The following is a 15,939-nucleotide window of genomic DNA, read 5'->3' on the forward strand; positions in this document are numbered from 1 at the left end:
GATAGCCCCGGCCTAATTCGCATCGGCGCGCTTGTGAACGGTGTGCCCGGCGACCACCGTCGTCGTGATGGCGCGGTCATCGCCCATCATGATCGTCGGGAACAGGGCTTCCCATATGTCGTCGGCGCGGGCGCTGCGTTGCGCGATGCCCTTGGTCGACGCGAGGTTCAGAACGGTGAAGTCGGCCTCCAGCCCGGCGGCAAGATTGCCGATCCGGTCCTCGGCGCGCAGGGCGCGGGCCGCGCCTGTGGTGGCCAGCCAAAGCAGTTCGGACGGGTGCAGGGCGCGACCGCGCAGCTGGCCGATCTCGTAGGCGGCGGCCATGCTGCGCAGCATCGAAAAGGACGAGCCGCCCCCGGTATCCGTCGCCAGCCCGACACGGTGCCCGTCCTTCATCAGCCCGTCCATATCGAACAGGCCCGAGCCGATGAAGGTGTTCGAGGTCGGGCAATGGATCAGCGCCGCATCGACCTCGCGCAGGCGGTCACGCTCGCGCGGTTCGAGATGGATGGCGTGGCCATAGAGGCCGCGCCCGCCCAGCAGCCCGTGGGCCTCATACGTGTCGAGATAGTCGCGCGCCTGCGGATAGAGGGACTTCACCCAGGCGATTTCGTCCGTCTGTTCGGACAGGTGGGTTTGCATCAGGCAGTCGGGATGTTCGGCCCAAAGCGCGCCGAGGGCGCGCAATTGCTCGGGCGTCGAGGTGGGCGAAAAGCGCGGGGTGATCACGTATTCGGCGCGCCCCTGACCGTGCCAGCGGGTCAGCAGGGCCTTGCTGTCATCATAGGCGCTTTGCGCCGTGTCGCGCAGGCCCTCGGGGGCGGTGTCGCGGTCCATGCAGGTCTTGCCCGCGAAAACCCGCATCCCACGGGCCGCGGCGGCGGTGAACAGCGCATCGACCGATTCCGGGTGGATCGTGCAGTAGGAACAGACACTTGTCGTGCCATGCTCAAGCAGAAGATCAAGGTAGCGCCCGGCCACCTCGGCGGCGTAATCCGGATCGCCAAAGCGCATTTCCTCGGGGAAGGTATAGCTGTTCAGCCAATCGATCAGCCGCTTGCCCCAGCTGGCGATGATGCCGGTTTGGGGGTAATGGGCGTGGGCATCGACAAAGCCGGGCAGGATCAGCCCATCGCCGTGATCGACCACCGTGGCCTTGGGATGCGTGCGCCGCAGGTGATCCGCAGACCCGGTGTCAGAAATCCGTCCGTCGTGAACCAATACGCCGCCCCGGCGTTCATGATGTGCGGCATCCGGCCCGTCATCGAAGGGATTGCCGGAAAAACTTAGGGTCTGCCCCAGATGCAGCGTGTCGGTCATGCGATTGTCCGGATGGTCAAATTTCCCCGACTGTAGGCGGGGAAAAGCCAAAGGTAAATCGCCGATACCCCTGTTGCTTCTGAAGCACTTCCCCTAAATTCAGGACCACAACAAGCGGGGGCAGCGCATGGCGGAAGAAATGGAACAGCTCGCAGCGGACGCCGAGCGCGAAGACACCTACGTGCTGGATCGCAAGCTGCTGGCGCAGGTCATGTACGCGGTCGATACCGAAGACCGCGACACGCTTGTCGACTTGATGGAGCCGCTCCATCAGGCCGACATCGCCGACCTTCTGGAGCAGATCAACGCCTTTGACCGGATGCGGCTGATCCGCCTCTATGGCAAGGAATTCGACGGCGAGATCCTGTCCGAACTCGACGAGACGATCCGCGAGGAGGTCATCAACATCCTCCATCCGCAGGTTCTGGCCGATGCGGTGCGCGAGCTTGATTCCGATGACGTGGTCGACCTGCTCGAAGATCTCGACGACCCGCAGAAAGAGGCCATCCTTGGCGCGCTCGAAGACAGTGACCGCGCCGCCGTCCAGCAATCGCTGACCTACCCGGAATTCTCTGCCGGGCGCTTGATGCAGCGCGAGGTGGTGATGGCGCCGGAATACTGGAATGTCGGCGAAGCGATTGATTACCTGCGCAATTCCGACAACCTGCCAGACCAGTTCTATCACATCGTACTGGTTGATCCGAAACTGCGCCCGGTGGCCAATGTGACGCTGGGCGCTCTGATGTCGTCGCGGCGCGAGGTGCTGCTGAAATCCATCACCTCCGAGACGTTCCACACCTTTGGCGTGACGCAGGACGAGGGCGACGTGGCCTATGCCTTCAACCAGTACCACCTGATTTCGGCGCCGGTGGTCGATGAAAACGACCGGCTGGTCGGCGTGATCACCATCGACGACGCGATGGCCGTGCTGGACGAGGAAAACGAGGAGGACATCCTGCGCCTCGCCGGTGTGAACGAGGAATCCTCGCTGTCCGACCGGGTCTACGAGACGACCAAACGCCGTTTCCCGTGGCTGGCGGTGAACCTTGTCACCGCCGTTCTGGCCTCGCTGGTCATCGCCCAGTTCGAAGAGGCGATCGCGACCGTCGTGGCACTGGCGGTGCTCATGCCGATCGTGGCCTCGATGGGCGGCAATGCGGGCACGCAGGCGCTGACCGTGGCGGTGCGCGCCTTGGCGACGAAAGACCTCACCGGCGCCAATATCTGGCGCGTGATCCGACGCGAAGCGATGGTGGGCCTGATCAACGGGCTGGCCTTTGCCATTATCATGGCCATCGTCGGGCTGGTCTGGTTCGGCTCCCCGGCGCTGGGGGGCGTGATCGCTGCCGCAATGGTCATCAATCTGGTCGTGGCCGGGCTGGCGGGGATCGTGATTCCGGTGTTGCTTGAAAAGGCCGGGGTCGACCCGGCGCTGGCCTCGGGGGCCTTCGTGACAACCGTGACCGACGTGGTGGGCTTTTTCGCCTTCCTCGGTCTTGCCGTAGTGGTGCTGCTGTGATGCTGGAAGAGAAAAAGGCGCAGGCGCGCAAGCGGGCATTTGCCGCGCGCAAGCAGGCCTGCGAGACACGCGCCCCCGGCGAGGCGGGCAAGCTGAGCGAGGTTCTGGCGGGTCATCGCGGCGTGCCGCTGTCGGGCTACATGGCGATCCGCACAGAGATCGACCCGTTGCCCGCGATGGAAGAGGCCGCCGCCCACGGACCCGTGGGCATCCCGGTGATCGAGGCGGCGGGGCAACCGCTGCGCTTTGCCCGGTGGGAGCCGGGAATGGAGCTGGTGCCGGGCGTTTTCGGTGCGATGATCCCGGCGGAGCCGGAGTTTTTCGAGCCGGAATTGCTGATCGTGCCGCTGGTGGCGTTTTCCCGGGGCGGCGGGCGGCTGGGCTATGGCGGGGGGTTCTACGACCGCACGCTGGAAATGCTGCGGGCAAAGCGTCCCACGCTGGCCATCGGCTTTGCCTTTGCTGCTCAGGAAATGGACGATCTGCCGTTGGAACCCACGGACCAGCCGCTGGACATGATCGTGACGGAAACCGCTGTCATCAGCCCCGGCACCTGACGGGCGGGGCCTGACGGACAGGGGCGGCGCTCACTTGTCGAGCTTGTTCAGCTTGGATTGCAGTTCGGCCAGCTGTTTCTTGATCGCGTCGAGGTCCTCGCCCTCTTGCGGTTCGTCGCGCGACGGCCCGGTCGATCCGGCCATGCCGCCGGTCATCGCCTTCAGAAACGCCTCTTGCTGCGCCTGCATCGCCTCGAACCCCTTGGCCATCGGGTTGTTGGCCATCATCGGGTTGCCGCCCATGTTCTCCATCCACTTGGACTGGCTGTCACGGAACATCTCGAAGCTGGCCGCAAGGAATTGCGGCACGGCGCTGGTGGCGGTGGTGGTGTAGCTGCGTACCAGATCGGTCAGCACGTTGATCGGCAGGACGCTTTGGCCCTTGCTTTCGTTCTCGGCGACGATCTGCAGCAGGTATTGCCGGGTCAGGTCATCACCGGATTTCAGGTCGACGATCTGCACGTCGCGCCCGTCCCGGATGAAGCCCGCGATATCCTCAAGCGTGACGTAGTCAGAGGTCTCCGTGTTATAGAGACGCCTGCTCGCGTAGCGCTTGATCAGCAGCGGTTTGTCCTTGGTGGCCACAGGCTCTCCTCCCCCTCGCAATGATGCAATGCAGAAAAAAGCCTATGCGAGTGCAGCACAAAAGGAAAGCCCGTTCCGGCCTTGTCCGACCGTCTGGTTAAGGTCTTGAGTTGAAATCAGAAAAGACTGCCCTGTTCGGGCGGTTTGGGCTTTGTCGCCTTCTTCGGAGCGGTGCCGCCCAGCCGCAGGGTGCCGTCCTTGAACTCGATCTCAAGGCCCGAGGCCGCCTCTGCCCCGGCCTTCGTCGTGACGACGTGGCCATCGCCCCGCACCACCGCATAGCCCCGGTCCAGCGTCGCCTTGTAGGACAGCGTCTCGGCCAGTCGTCCCAGCGCATCGAGCCGCTTGGCCAGATCGCCCACGCGCTGCGTCTGCGCCGCGTCCAGCCGTTTCGACAGGTTCGCCAGCCGCTCTTGTCCCGCCGCAACCTCGCGCCGGATCGGACGCGGGCTCAGCCGCGCCGCGACGGCCCCCAGCCGGTCGCGTTTCTGCACCGCCAGCCGGTCAAGGGCGGGCGCAAGCCGCGCGGCGCGGTCCGTCAGCCGCCCACGTTCGACGTTGACCGCACGCACCAGCACCGAAGGCCGCAAGCTGCCCGCGCCCTCGCTCAGCCGCAACCGCTGCCGATCCACCAGCCGCCGCAAGCCCTGCGGCAGCCGATCCCCGGTCACGTCGAGGCGCTGTCTCGGCCCGGTCAGCAATTCCTCGGCCCGGGGCAGGGCGCGCGCCACGTCGCGCAGGCGCTGGCCCCGGGCCTCGATCCGCTGACCCATCGCGCGGGTCATCCGCGCGCCCATGTCGCCCACGAATCCCAGCAGGTCGAGCCGCACTGGAACCGCCAGTTCCGCCGCTGCCGTGGGCGTGGGCGCGCGCCGGTCGCTGACATAGTCGATCAGGGTCGTATCCGTCTCATGCCCGACGGCGGATATCAGCGGAATCTCCGAGGCCGCCGCCGCGCGCGCGACGATTTCCTCGTTGAAGCCCCACAGGTCCTCGACCGAGCCGCCACCGCGTGCGACGATCAGCAGGTCGGGCCGGGGCAGGGCGCCGCCGGGTGTCATCCGGTTGAACCCTTCGATGGCGCGCGCCACCTCGGGCGCGCAGCTTTGGCCCTGCACGGCGACCGGCCAGATCAGCACCTTGCGCGGAAAGCGGTCGCGCAGGCGATGCAGGATGTCGCGGATCACCGCGCCGGAGGGCGAGGTCACGACCCCGATGATCTCCGGCAGATAGGGCAGGCGCTGCTTGCGCTCGGGCGCAAACAACCCCTCGGCCTGCAGCGCCGCCTTGCGCTTTTCCAGCATGGCCATCAGCGCGCCCATGCCCGCCGGTCGGATGTCATCCAGCACGATCTGGTATTTCGACTGGCCGGGGAAGGTGGTCATCTTGCCGGTGGCGATGACCTCCATCCCCTCCTCGGGCGGGGTGTCGAGACGCGCGGCAACACCTTTCCACATCACGGCGGAAATGACCGCGCGGTCGTCCTTGAGGTCCAGATAGACATGCCCCGACCGCGGACGCGACACGCGCCCGACCTCGCCGCGCACCCGCACGTAGGAAAATTCCCCCTCGATGGTGCGCTTCACCGCGCCCGCCAGTTCGGAAACGGAAAATTCCGGCGTATTGCCGTCAGGTCCTTCGTCGATCAGATCCATGTCACCGCTCGCTTGCCCTTGTGCCCGCATCACCTTAAAGCAAGCGCAAATCCTGCAAAACCACCCCCAAGGCTTCTTTGGTCCAAAAATACCTCGGGGGTCCGGGGGTTGACCCCCGGTCCGACCGAACACAAGGAGCGCACCCATGAATATCCTCATCCTCGGCAGCGGCGGGCGCGAACATGCGCTGGCCTGGGCGACGCTGCAGAACCCGAAATGCGACAAGCTGATCGTGGCGCCGGGCAATGCGGGGATCGCGCAGATCGCCGAGTGCGCGACCCTGAACATCGAGGATGGCGCCGCCGTCACCGAATTCTGCGCCGAGAACAGCATCGATCTGGTCATCATCGGCCCCGAGGCGCCACTGGCCGCCGGGGTGGCCGACACGCTGCGCGACGCGGGCTTTGCCACCTTCGGTCCGTCTGCCGCCGCCGCGCGGCTTGAGGCGTCGAAGTCTTTCACCAAGGAAATCTGTGACGCCGCCAACGCGCCCACCGCCGCCTATGGTCATTTCACCGATGCCGACGCGGCCAAGGCGCATGTCCGCGGCCAAGGCGCGCCGATCGTGATCAAGGCCGATGGTCTTGCCGCAGGCAAGGGCGTGATCATCGCCGAGACCGTCGATCAGGCCTGCGCCGCGATTGACGACATGTTCGGCGGGGCCTTCGGCCAAGCCGGGGCCGAGGTGGTGATCGAGGAATTCATGACCGGTGAAGAGGCGTCCTTCTTCATCCTCGTCGATGGCGAGACCTGCCTGCCCATCGGCACGGCTCAAGACCACAAACGCGTGGGCGAGGGCGATACCGGCCCGAATACCGGCGGCATGGGCGCTTATTCCCCCGCGCCTGTCCTGACCGACGAGATCGCGCAGATCGCCATGGACCAGATCATCCGTCCCACCATGGCGGAAATGGCCCGGCGCGGCATGCCCTATCAGGGCGTGCTCTATGCCGGTCTGATGATCGAGAACGGTTTGCCGCGGCTGGTCGAATACAACGTCCGCTTTGGCGACCCCGAATGCCAAGTGCTGATGCTGCGCCTTGGCGCGCAGGCGCTCGACCTGATGCAGGCCTGCGCCGAGGGGCGCTTGACCGAGGCGCGGGTCACATGGGCCGACGATCACGCCATGACCGTGGTGCTGGCCGCGCAGGGCTATCCCGGTTCCTATGAAAAGGGCAGCGAGATCAAGGGTCTGGACAAGCTGCCCGAGGACAGCTTTCACATGACCTTCCATGCCGGGACGAAGGCCAAGGACGGCAAGATCACCGCGACCGGGGGCCGCGTGCTGAACGCCACGGCACGCGGTGCAACGCTGGCCGAAGCGCGCGATCGCGCCTATGCGCTGGTCGACGGCATCGATTGGCCCGAAGGTTTCTGCCGCCGTGACATCGGCTGGCGTGCGCTCTGAGGCCAGAGCGCAGGTGATCGAGGCCGCGTTTCCTCGGCGTCCGGGCGCGCTGCCGCTACGTTGGGTGCTGCGGAACGCGATCCTGACCGGTCCCGAAGGGACTTGCGATCTGGGCGCGGTCCAGAACGTCACGCTGCGGGTCAGCCGCGCCGACGGGACCGTCTACCGCGACCTGATCCTGAGCCATCCCGACGGGACGTGGCAGGTCACCTGCGCCGGTCCCCAAGGTGAACCGCAGCCGGCATTCGAGCGGTTGCTGAGCGCGATCGTCGCGGCTTTGCCGTCCGGTGTTCCGGCCCAACTGGAACAGGGGCGGCTGCCCGACTGGCCCAAGCATCTGCTGGGCTGGTTCGCGCTGATCGTGGCCGTGGCGCTGGGTTGGCGGGCGGGCGTCATCGGCCTGACCGGCGACCGCATGGCGCTGGTCGCCGCGCCCATGCTGATCCTTGCGGCCATCGGCGTCACGCTGATCCTCAGCTATCGCCCGCGTCCACGGCTGTCGATGGCAATCCCCGTCAGCCAACTGCCGATTGCATCGAAAACGCTTTAGACCGCGCAGATCACGTGCCGTATGCGCGGGTTTCGCCCATCACATCCTCGGCCGCCGCGATCAAGACGGCGGCGACAGCGTCGCACTCGGCTTCCGTCAGGCGGGCGGGCAGGCGGGTGTCGCAGGCGCGCATCAGCATGGCACGGGTGCGCGGCAACTCGCGGCTTTCGGGCAGGAATTGCCAGTTCCAGAAGGCGCGCGCATTGTCCGTCGACAGGCCAAAGACCTGAACCTTGACGCCCCGCGCCTCGGCGGCCTCGGCAAAGGCGCGCACATCTGCGTCGCTCATCCCGCATAGATTGAATTGCAGCGAATCCGGCGCGCGCTCTTCGGGCGGCAGTTTCGCGGGGACCGAGATCCACGGGCTCTGCTCGATCAACGCCGCGACCTGATCGTGATTGCGACGGCCATCGCGCACCCGGCGCGCGATCTGAGCGATCTGAGGCCGGATCACCGCCGCCGACAGGTTCGACATGCGCAGGTTATACAGCGGCAGCTTGTTCTGCCAGCGGGCAAAGGCCTGCTCCAATTCGGCGGAATTGTCGCCGCGCGCCAGATGCTTGCGCCAATTGTGCTCATAGGCGCCCGACAGGATCACCGCGCGCGCCACCACATCCGCATCGTCGGTGATCAGGATGCCGCCTTCGCCCGCGTTCAGCAGCTTGTAGCTTTGAAAGCTGAAACAGCCGATGCGCCCGATCGTGCCGATCTTTTGCCCGTGCCATGTGGTGCCAAGGCTGTGCGCCGCGTCCTCGATCACCGGGATGTCGCGGGCGTTGCACAGCGCCATGATCGCGTCCATGTCGGATGTGTGCCCGCGCATATGGCTGACGATCACAGCCTGAACGCCGTCCAGCTGCGCCTCGAAGTCCTTGAGATCGATGCGGTAATTCTCGCCCACCTCGCACAGCACGGGGATGCAGTCCGCATGCACGACCGAAGAGGGCACGGCGGCAAAGGTAAAGCCCGGCATCAGCACACGCGCGTCGCGCGGCAGCCCCAGCGCCTTGAGCGACAGGAACAGCGCCGCCGAACAGCTGCTGACGGCCAGCGCGTATTTCACGCCCATCTCTGCGGCGAACTCGGCCTCCAGCAAGGCAACCGGAGCATCCTCGGGCGCGGTGTAGCGGAACAGGTCGCCGGTCTGCAAAAGCCGGTCGATCTCGGCGCGGGCGTCCTCGGGGATGGGCTCGGCATGGTGCATATTCGGAAGCATGTTTTCGATTCCTGAAATCTCGATTTTCAGAAATGTAAAACAGGCCGCAGGTGCAGGCCAACGAAACTTTTGCGACATCGCGTCACGATCGGCGTGTGTGCCTTCAGAACCCCAGCTTGTCGCGCAGGGCGAACCAGCTCATCGCCAGCACCAACAAGGGCGAGCGCAGCCGCGCGCCGCCGGGAAAGGCGGGCGCGGGCAGGGCGGCGAAGGCATCGAACCCCTCGGCCTGACCCTGCACGGCGCGGGCCATCAACTGCCCGGCCTGCACCGCGTTGCCGACCCCGTGCCCGGAATAGCCCGAGACGGACAGCACGTTCGGGGCAAGGCGGGCCAGATGCGGCAGGCGCTTCATGGTGATCGCCAGCGTGCCGCCCCACGCATAGTCCAGCTTCACGTCGCGCAGGTGCGGATAGACTTGCGTCAAGGGCTTGCGCACGGTCGCGCGAATGTCCGACGGAAAGCGGTAGCCATAGCTTTCACCGCCGCCGAACAGCAGGCGGCCGTCATGGCTGAGCTTCCAGTAATTGACCACGAAACGGTCGTCGCAGACGGCCACATCGCGGGTCAGGACCTCCTGCGCGCGCGCGCCCAGCGGCTCTGTGGCCACGACGAAGTTGTTGATCGGCATGACGCGCGTAGCGACTCGCGGTTCCAGCCCGCCAAGATAGCCGTTGCAGCCGAGGATCAGGTGATCGGCGATCACGGCGCCCTGCGCCGTCTCGACACGGACCTTGGTACCGTGTTCGATCCGTGTCACGAGGCTGCGTTCAAAGACCCGCGCCCCTGCCGCATCCGCCGCCCGCGCCAATCCCAGCGCCAGCGCCAGCGGATGCAGATGCGCCGCCCCCATGTCCAGCACGCCGCCGACCAATCCGGGCGAGGGGCACAGCGCCTGAAACGCCTCGCGACCCAACACCTCCAACCCATAGCCATAGCGCGCCGACATGTGCTCGGCATAATCGTGCAGGTCCCTCACCGACCCGTCCGAAGACCCCGCCCAAGCCACGCCGTCCCGCAGGTGACAGTCGATCCCGTGACGCGCAACCAGATCGCGGACCAAGGCCTTGGCCGCTTCGCCGAAATCCCACATGCGGCGCGCATCATCCCGCCCGATCAACCCTTCCAGCTTCATCTGGTCAAGCCGCTGCCCCGATCCAAGCTGCCCGCCATTGCGCCCCGACGCGCCAAAGCCCACGCGATGCGCCTCCAGCAGCACCACATCCAGCCCGGCCTCGGCCAGATGCAAGGCCGCCGACAGGCCGGTATAGCCGCCCCCAACCACGCAGACATCGGCGCGCACCTCCCCCTCGATCGCGGGAAACTGCGCCAGCGCCTCGGTCGAGGCCGCATACCAGCTGTCGGGATAAGCCCCGGTGCGATCGTTGGAAAACAGCAGATTCATATCCGCTCCCATGCTTCTTCTGGCCCAAAATACCGCGGGGGTTTGGGGGCAGAGCCCCCAAGGCCTGCGCGGCCCGAGCGCATGATCGACCTGCGCGGCGCAGCCGCTCCGCCAGATCGACCGCCTCAGACGTTCAGCAGCAGAAATTCCCGCTCCCAAGGCGAGATCACCTGAAGGAACTCGTTGTATTCGGCCCGTTTCACGATCCCGTAGACACGGGCGAAATCCGGTCCCAGCACGCCGTGCAGGGCCTCCGATTCGTCGAAGATGTCCAACGCCTCGCCCAGTGTGCGGGGGATGTCGCCTTCGCCTTCATAGGCATCGCCCTTGAACTGCTTGGACGGCCAGCGTTCCTCCATCAGCCCAAGATAGCCGCAGGCCAGCGAGGCCGCGATCCCCAGATACGGGTTGCAATCCATCCCGGCCAGACGGTTCTCGACCCGGCGCGCCTCGGGTCCCGACAGGGGAATGCGGATGCCGGTCGTGCGGTTGTCTCGCCCCCATTCGAGGTTGATCGGCGCCGCATGGTCGCGCACGTAGCGGCGGTAGCTGTTCACATAAGGCGCAAGCACCGCGATGGCCGAGGGCAGATGCGTCTGCAATCCGCCGATGAACTGAAAGAACGCGTCCGTTTCGCCCCCCTGAGGCCCGGAGAACAGGTTCTTGCCGGTCTCGCGGTCGAGGATCGAGTGGTGGATATGCATTGCGCTGCCCGGCTCCTGCGCGATCGGTTTCGCCATGAAGGTGGCAAAGCAATTGTGCCGCAGCGCCGCCTCGCGGATCAGCCGTTTGAAATAAAAGACCTCGTCCGCCAGCCGCACCGGGTTGCCGTGGCGCAGGTTGATCTCCAACTGACCGGCACCGCCTTCCTGCGTGATGCCGTCGATCTCAAAGCCTTGCGCCTCGGCGAAGTCATAGATGTCGTCGATCACCGGGCCGAATTCGTCCACGGCGGTCATGCTGTAAGCCTGTCGCGCGGCGGCGGGGCGGCCAGAGCGGCCCATCATCGGCTCGATCTCCTTGGCCGGGTCGATGTTGCGCGCGACCAAGTAGAATTCCATCTCGGGGGCTACGACCGGCTCCCATCCCTGATCGCGATACAACTGCACCACGCGCTGCAAGACATTGCGCGGGCTGTAGGGGACCGGCGTACCATGCCGGTCGAACGCATCGTGGATCACCTGCAACGTCCAGTCCCCGGTCCATGGGGCGGCGGTCGCGGTGGAATAGTCCGGTCTCAGGATCATGTCCTTTTCGATAAAGCCGTCCTCGTCATTGGCATCGGACCAATCGCCGGTGATCGTCTGGAAGAAGATCGAATCCGGCAGGTGGAAATGTGGCTGGCGCGCGAACTTGGTCGCGGGCACCGCCTTGCCGCGCGCGATCCCGGGCAGGTCCGAAATGATGCATTCGACTTCATCCAGCCGCCGTTCCGCAAGGTACTCCCGCGCGGCCTCGGGGATGCTGTCGGTCCACTCGCTGGTCATGAAATCTTCCTTTCCCTGAAAAACAGGCCGATCTGCTGCGCGATATCGTTCCGGTCCAGCGGCGTGCCCAGCCGCGCCTGCGCCGCCTCCAGCTGTGCATCGGGCACCACGCCGCGCCCGCGCGTCGCGATCAGCCCGGCAGGAAAGACGTCGTCGAATTCGGGATGCGGCTGCACGGTATAGGCCTTGCCCGGATAGAGCAACGCCGCATGGGCGCAGAAATCGTTGCGCGCCACGGTCTGCGCCCCCTCGGGCGGGGTGATGACCTGATCCTGATGCCAAGCCTGAATCGTCTTCTGCCCGTCGGGAAAGTCATAGACCTGCGGACCGATCGACCAGCCGCCCTTGAACTTTTCCACATGGCCACCCAGCGCCTGCGCGATCACCTGATGGCCAAAGCAAACGCCGACCAGAGGCACATCCGCCGCGATGATGTCGCGAATGAACGCCTCCAGCGGGGGCAGCCACGGGTGATCCTCGTAGACACCGTGGCGCGAGCCGGTGATCAGCCAGCCATCCGCGTCCCTAGGGGCGTCGGGAAACGCGCCGTCGACCACCGCCCATGTCTGAAAGTCAAACCCCTGTCGGGCCAGAAGGCTTTCGAACATGACGGGGTATTCGCCGGTTTCGTCCCGGAGTTCATCGGGGACCTTGCCGGTCTGCAATATGCCGATTTTCATCGTTCACCTGTTGTCTTCTGCCCGCCAGTTCACACCGTATCGAGGTAGATTTCCACCTGCTCCTGGCGAGTCAACTCGTCCATGTCGCGCAATTCCTGACGCTTGGTCATCAGGTAATTGTCGATCAAGGTCTGGGGAAAGATGCGCGCCATGATCTCGGACCCGTCCATCGCATCGATGGCGCTGGCCCAGTCGGTGGGCATCGACGCCAACGTGTCGTTGTCATAGGCCGAGCCGGTGATCGGGGCGGGGGGCATCCGCGCATCCTCGATGCCGATCAAGGCCGCGCCGAGCATGGCGGTCAGGGCGAGGTAAGGGTTCACGTCACCACCCGCCACCCGATGCTCGATCCGGCGGCTCTTCGGCGGACCGGAGGGCACGCGGATCGCGGCGGTGCGGTTCTCATAGGCCCAGCAGATTTCCGTGGGCGCATGCGCGTCGGGCACCAGCCGGTCATAGCTGGTCAGGTGCGGCGCAAAGATCAGCGCCGAATCGTGCATCGCCGACAGGCAGCCTTGAATGGCGTGACGCAACGTGTCGGTGCCGCGCTCGGTGCCATCGTCGAAGATGTTCACGCCGTCGCGGTCCAGCACCGAGAAATGCGCGTGCATGCCAGAGCCCGCATAATCCTCGTAAGGTTTCGCCATGAAGCTCGCGGCAAAGCCATGCCGCCGCGCCAACCCCTTGACCATCTGCTTGAACAGCCACGCATCGTCGGCGGCTTTCAGGGGGTCGGCCTGATGCATCAGATTGATCTCGAACTGGCCCCAACCGGCTTCGGAAATCGCGCTGTCGGCGGGGATGTCCATCGCCTCGCAGGCATCGTAGAGATCGGTGAAGAACTGGTCGAACGCGTCCAGCGCCCGGATCGACAGGATCTCGGCGGCCTGCCTGCGCTTGCCGGAGCGCGGGCTGATCGGCACCTGCAAATGCCGCCCGCTATCGTCGATGAGGAAGAATTCCAGCTCGACCGCGACGACCGGCGTCAGGCCCTTGTCCTTGAACCGTTGCGAGATCTGCGCCAGCGCCTGCCGGGGATCGCCGTCATAGGGGCGGCCATCCTCGTGGAACATCCATATCGGCAGCAGGGCGGTCGGTGCCTCCAGCCACGGCATGGGGACGAACCCGCGCTCGGTCGGGAACAATAGCCCGTCGCGGTCGCCGCTCTCGAACACCAGCGGCGAGCCTTCGATATCCTCGCCCCAGATGTCCAGCGACAGGACGGACATGGGGAATTTCGTGCCTTCGGTCAGGGTCTTCAGCGCCGAGCCGATGGGCATGCGCTTGCCGCGCGCCACGCCGTTCAGATCACAGGCGGCGGCGCGGATGGTGCGGACCTGCGGATGGTCGCGCAGCCATTTCTCGGGGGTGGACATGGTGCCTCGTCATATTTTGATCAAATTATGGTAGCGAGGCGGACGGGGGCTTGGCAAGGGGGTTTGCGGTCACTGACGTCACATCATCAACGCCACCAGGGCCAGCTCTACCGGAAGAAGAAACAGTGCAGTGACGCCGAGGAACAGCAAACTGCGTCTGGTCATCGACATTTCGTAATAGGCGGGCAGGGCGCGCGCGGCGAAATACGCCGCCAGTACAAGCGCCAGCCGCAGCACATATGCAAAGAAAACAATGGTCATAAAACAGCCTCTGTCAGCGCGGGTCCGAGACAGGAGGTAAGTCTGAAATCCACCAAAAGCTATGATCCCGGTCACAGCCGACCGCTCCAAGCGCACAATCTTGGGTGGAATGTCAGCAGACAGGCAGCTTGCCCATTACCTGATCAGGTTGGGTCTGATCCGCAGCCTCGCGCGCCCGTGTTGCGGCAAGTGCCGGTTGAGCCGTCGGTTGATCAGCCCGAACAGGCTGATCACGACCAGCGTCAGCAGGATGAAATAGCCCGCAAGGATCGGGTAGGGCACGAAGGGGTTGAAGGTCTTGTCCGCGAAATAGCTCGCGTAATACAGCGCGTCCCCCTGTTGCCGCCATGCCGGAAAGCCCGAGAAATAGACCAGCGTCGTGGCGTGAAACAGAAAGATCGCCTCGTTGGTATAGGCGGGCCAAGCCAATCGCAGCATCGTCGGCCATGTGATTTTGCGAAACCGCGCCAGTCCCGAAAATCCGTAGGCATCCGCCGCCTCCATGTCGCCCTTGGGGATCGACAGCAACGCGCCGTAAAAGATTTCGCCGGAATAGGCGGCGGTGTTGAGGAACAGCACGATCAACGCGCCCAGCCACGCGGCGCTGAACGGGTCGAAGATCGGCGAGACGCCTTTGAGGCTGAGAAACAGGAAATAGGCAAAGAAGAACTGGATGAACAGCGGGCTGCCGCGAAAGACAAAGATGAACCATTCCGATGGCTTGCGGACCAACGGGTTGCGCGCGGCCTTGCCAAGCGCCACCGCCGTCGCAAGAAAGAAGCCCGACATCAGCGCCAGCACACCGAAATAGATGTTCCACAACATTCCCGAACCAATCAGCGTGACCTGTTGGCAGAGCGTGAAGTTGTCCCGCGGCAAGAGCCGCTCGCCGATGCCCAGCGACCGCAACCCGTAATCGGCGATAGTTTCCCAGCAACTCACGCATGGCCTCCCGGTTTCTTCTGGCCCGAAATACCGTGGGGGGAGGCTCGCAGAGCCGGGGGGCAAAGCCCCCCTCGACCGGTCCGCACCATCACGCAGCCTTCCTTTGTGCTTCGCCACCCGTGGTGGCCTGCCCATGGGTCAGCCGCGCCATCAGCCGGTCGAGGAACACCTCGGAGAGCTTCGTGAATCCAAGGTAGAACACCAACAGCGCGAAAAAGTACCACATCCGCCAGTCGGGATGCGGGTAGTCTGTGAACCGCGCAGTCTTTGCCCCGCCCAATTCGCGCGCCCAATAGACGATGTCCTCGACCCCCAGCAGGAACAGCAGCGGGGTCGCCTTGATCAGCACCATCCACAGGTTCGACAGGCCCGGCAGCGCATAGACCCACATTTGCGGCACCAATATCCGCCAGAATGACTGGCGCGGCGACATGCCATAGGCCTCCGCCGTTTCCAGCTGTGCGCGCGGCACGGCGCGCATGGCCCCGTATAGGACATTGGCGGCAAAGGCCCCGAACACGATGGAGAAGGTCAGCACCGCCAGCGAGAACCCGTAGACCTCATGCACCCATTGCGCCGCGTTGCCCAAGGGCAGCTTGGCATCGGCACACACGACGAAGTCGTTGCCCTGCCGGATCGGCTGGTCCCAGTCGGGACATTTGACCTTGTGGCGCAGCCATTCAAAGGCCTGATCCAGTGCGATGACGAAGAAGAGGAAAAACGCGATGTCCGGCACGCCGCGGACGATGGCGATATAGGCCTTGCCCAGCCAAGCCAGCGGCAGAAAGCGCGACCGCGCCGCCGCCGCCGCGCCAAAGCCGAAGGCCAGCGCGACCGGGGCGGAGATCGCCAGCAGCAGCAACACGGTTCCCACCGACCAATAGATCGCCATGTGCTTGCCCGTGGTCAGGTAGCACGCCAGCCAGGCGAGGCCGTCTAGGCTCGAAGGATCGGTACAAAAACCAAACATTGTGA

Annotated in this window: 15 protein-coding genes; 4 read left to right on the forward strand and 11 right to left on the reverse strand. The window is 65.0% G+C overall.

Going from position 1 to position 15,939, the window contains the following annotated elements; translation table 11 throughout:
• Positions 1–12: 12 nt before the first annotated feature.
• Positions 13–1,320: a guanine deaminase gene (gene guaD / locus D8Z78_RS05390; RefSeq protein ID WP_121633449.1), complete on the reverse strand. Its 1,308-nt coding sequence runs from the start codon at positions 1,318–1,320 to the stop codon at positions 13–15.
• Between the two features lie 139 nt (positions 1,321–1,459).
• Here guaD and mgtE point away from each other — a divergent pair, with 139 nt between their 5' ends.
• Together mgtE and D8Z78_RS05400 are read left to right on the forward strand one after the other, a co-directional pair.
• Positions 1,460–2,839, forward strand: a complete 1,380-nt coding sequence (mgtE, locus tag D8Z78_RS05395; RefSeq protein WP_240671997.1) for a magnesium transporter — start codon at positions 1,460–1,462, stop codon at positions 2,837–2,839.
• Entirely contained in the window at positions 2,839–3,396 is a 558-nt protein-coding gene (locus tag D8Z78_RS05400; RefSeq protein WP_121633446.1) for a 5-formyltetrahydrofolate cyclo-ligase, read from the forward strand. The genes mgtE and D8Z78_RS05400 overlap by 1 nt, the downstream gene beginning before the upstream one ends.
• Before the next feature lie 30 nt (positions 3,397–3,426).
• Here the strand turns inward: D8Z78_RS05400 and phaR are convergent, their stop codons facing one another.
• Complete coding sequence (gene phaR / locus D8Z78_RS05405) at positions 3,427–3,981, reverse strand: polyhydroxyalkanoate synthesis repressor PhaR (protein ID WP_121633443.1); 555 nt, start codon at positions 3,979–3,981, stop codon at positions 3,427–3,429.
• Positions 3,982–4,097: 116 nt separating this feature from the next.
• Entirely contained in the window at positions 4,098–5,636 is a 1,539-nt protein-coding gene (xseA, locus tag D8Z78_RS05410) for an exodeoxyribonuclease VII large subunit (protein ID WP_121633441.1), read from the reverse strand.
• Between the two features lie 145 nt (positions 5,637–5,781).
• Between xseA and purD the strand changes: the two genes are divergently transcribed.
• Together purD and D8Z78_RS05420 are read left to right on the forward strand one after the other, a co-directional pair.
• A complete protein-coding gene (gene purD / locus D8Z78_RS05415; RefSeq protein ID WP_121631733.1) occupies positions 5,782–7,044 on the forward strand; it encodes a phosphoribosylamine--glycine ligase in 1,263 nt (420 codons plus the stop codon).
• The gene (locus D8Z78_RS05420; RefSeq protein ID WP_164932889.1) at positions 7,019–7,594 is read left to right on the forward strand and encodes a hypothetical protein; all 576 of its coding nucleotides are present in this window, start codon (positions 7,019–7,021) and stop codon (positions 7,592–7,594) included. Before purD ends, D8Z78_RS05420 begins: the two co-directional genes overlap by 26 nt.
• 10 nt (positions 7,595–7,604) lie before the next feature.
• Here D8Z78_RS05420 and D8Z78_RS05425 read toward each other — a convergent pair whose 3' ends face one another.
• From D8Z78_RS05425 to D8Z78_RS05460, 8 genes are all read right to left on the reverse strand, one after another.
• Positions 7,605–8,810 (reverse strand): DegT/DnrJ/EryC1/StrS family aminotransferase, encoded by a 1,206-nt coding sequence (locus D8Z78_RS05425; RefSeq protein ID WP_121631735.1) that lies wholly within the window; start codon positions 8,808–8,810, stop codon positions 7,605–7,607.
• A gap of 103 nt (positions 8,811–8,913) precedes the next feature.
• Positions 8,914–10,215, reverse strand: coding sequence for an NAD(P)/FAD-dependent oxidoreductase (locus tag D8Z78_RS05430; protein ID WP_121631736.1), 1,302 nt, complete (start codon positions 10,213–10,215; stop codon positions 8,914–8,916).
• A gap of 125 nt (positions 10,216–10,340) precedes the next feature.
• Positions 10,341–11,702, reverse strand: coding sequence for a glutamine synthetase family protein (locus D8Z78_RS05435; RefSeq protein WP_121631737.1), 1,362 nt, complete (start codon positions 11,700–11,702; stop codon positions 10,341–10,343).
• On the reverse strand, positions 11,699–12,382 hold the full coding sequence (locus D8Z78_RS05440) for a type 1 glutamine amidotransferase (RefSeq protein ID WP_121631738.1): 684 nt from the start codon (positions 12,380–12,382) through the stop codon (positions 11,699–11,701). The genes D8Z78_RS05435 and D8Z78_RS05440 overlap by 4 nt, the downstream gene beginning before the upstream one ends.
• A 29-nt stretch (positions 12,383–12,411) precedes the next feature.
• Positions 12,412–13,758, reverse strand: a complete 1,347-nt coding sequence (locus D8Z78_RS05445) for a glutamine synthetase family protein (RefSeq protein WP_121631739.1) — start codon at positions 13,756–13,758, stop codon at positions 12,412–12,414.
• A gap of 78 nt (positions 13,759–13,836) precedes the next feature.
• Complete coding sequence (locus tag D8Z78_RS05450; protein WP_121631740.1) at positions 13,837–14,019, reverse strand: hypothetical protein; 183 nt, start codon at positions 14,017–14,019, stop codon at positions 13,837–13,839.
• A 135-nt stretch (positions 14,020–14,154) separates the two neighbouring features.
• Positions 14,155–14,961: an ABC transporter permease gene (locus D8Z78_RS05455; RefSeq protein ID WP_121631741.1), complete on the reverse strand. Its 807-nt coding sequence runs from the start codon at positions 14,959–14,961 to the stop codon at positions 14,155–14,157.
• Positions 14,962–15,052: 91 nt separating this feature from the next.
• A complete protein-coding gene (locus D8Z78_RS05460; RefSeq protein ID WP_121631742.1) occupies positions 15,053–15,934 on the reverse strand; it encodes an ABC transporter permease in 882 nt (293 codons plus the stop codon).
• Positions 15,935–15,939: the final 5 nt, after the last annotated feature.

Source organism: Tropicibacter alexandrii (assembly GCF_003667315.2).
Classification (GTDB): Bacteria; Pseudomonadota; Alphaproteobacteria; order Rhodobacterales; family Rhodobacteraceae; genus Tropicibacter; species Tropicibacter alexandrii.

Excerpts from the sequence above, each read along its gene's own strand:
- guaD (WP_121633449.1), bottom strand. The coding sequence starts at position 1,320 with ATGACCGACACGCTGCATCTGGGGCAGACCCTAAGTTTTTCCGGCAAT.
- mgtE (WP_240671997.1), top strand. The coding sequence starts at position 1,460 with ATGGAACAGCTCGCAGCGGACGCCGAGCGCGAAGACACCTACGTGCTG.
- D8Z78_RS05400 (WP_121633446.1), top strand. The coding sequence starts at position 2,839 with ATGCTGGAAGAGAAAAAGGCGCAGGCGCGCAAGCGGGCATTTGCCGCG.
- xseA (WP_121633441.1), bottom strand. The coding sequence starts at position 5,636 with ATGGATCTGATCGACGAAGGACCTGACGGCAATACGCCGGAATTTTCC.
- purD (WP_121631733.1), top strand. The coding sequence starts at position 5,782 with ATGAATATCCTCATCCTCGGCAGCGGCGGGCGCGAACATGCGCTGGCC.
- D8Z78_RS05425 (WP_121631735.1), bottom strand. The coding sequence starts at position 8,810 with ATGCTTCCGAATATGCACCATGCCGAGCCCATCCCCGAGGACGCCCGC.
- D8Z78_RS05430 (WP_121631736.1), bottom strand. The coding sequence starts at position 10,215 with ATGAATCTGCTGTTTTCCAACGATCGCACCGGGGCTTATCCCGACAGC.
- D8Z78_RS05435 (WP_121631737.1), bottom strand. The coding sequence starts at position 11,702 with ATGACCAGCGAGTGGACCGACAGCATCCCCGAGGCCGCGCGGGAGTAC.
- D8Z78_RS05440 (WP_121631738.1), bottom strand. The coding sequence starts at position 12,382 with ATGAAAATCGGCATATTGCAGACCGGCAAGGTCCCCGATGAACTCCGG.
- D8Z78_RS05445 (WP_121631739.1), bottom strand. The coding sequence starts at position 13,758 with ATGTCCACCCCCGAGAAATGGCTGCGCGACCATCCGCAGGTCCGCACC.
- D8Z78_RS05450 (WP_121631740.1), bottom strand. The coding sequence starts at position 14,019 with ATGACCATTGTTTTCTTTGCATATGTGCTGCGGCTGGCGCTTGTACTG.
- D8Z78_RS05460 (WP_121631742.1), bottom strand. The coding sequence starts at position 15,934 with ATGTTTGGTTTTTGTACCGATCCTTCGAGCCTAGACGGCCTCGCCTGG.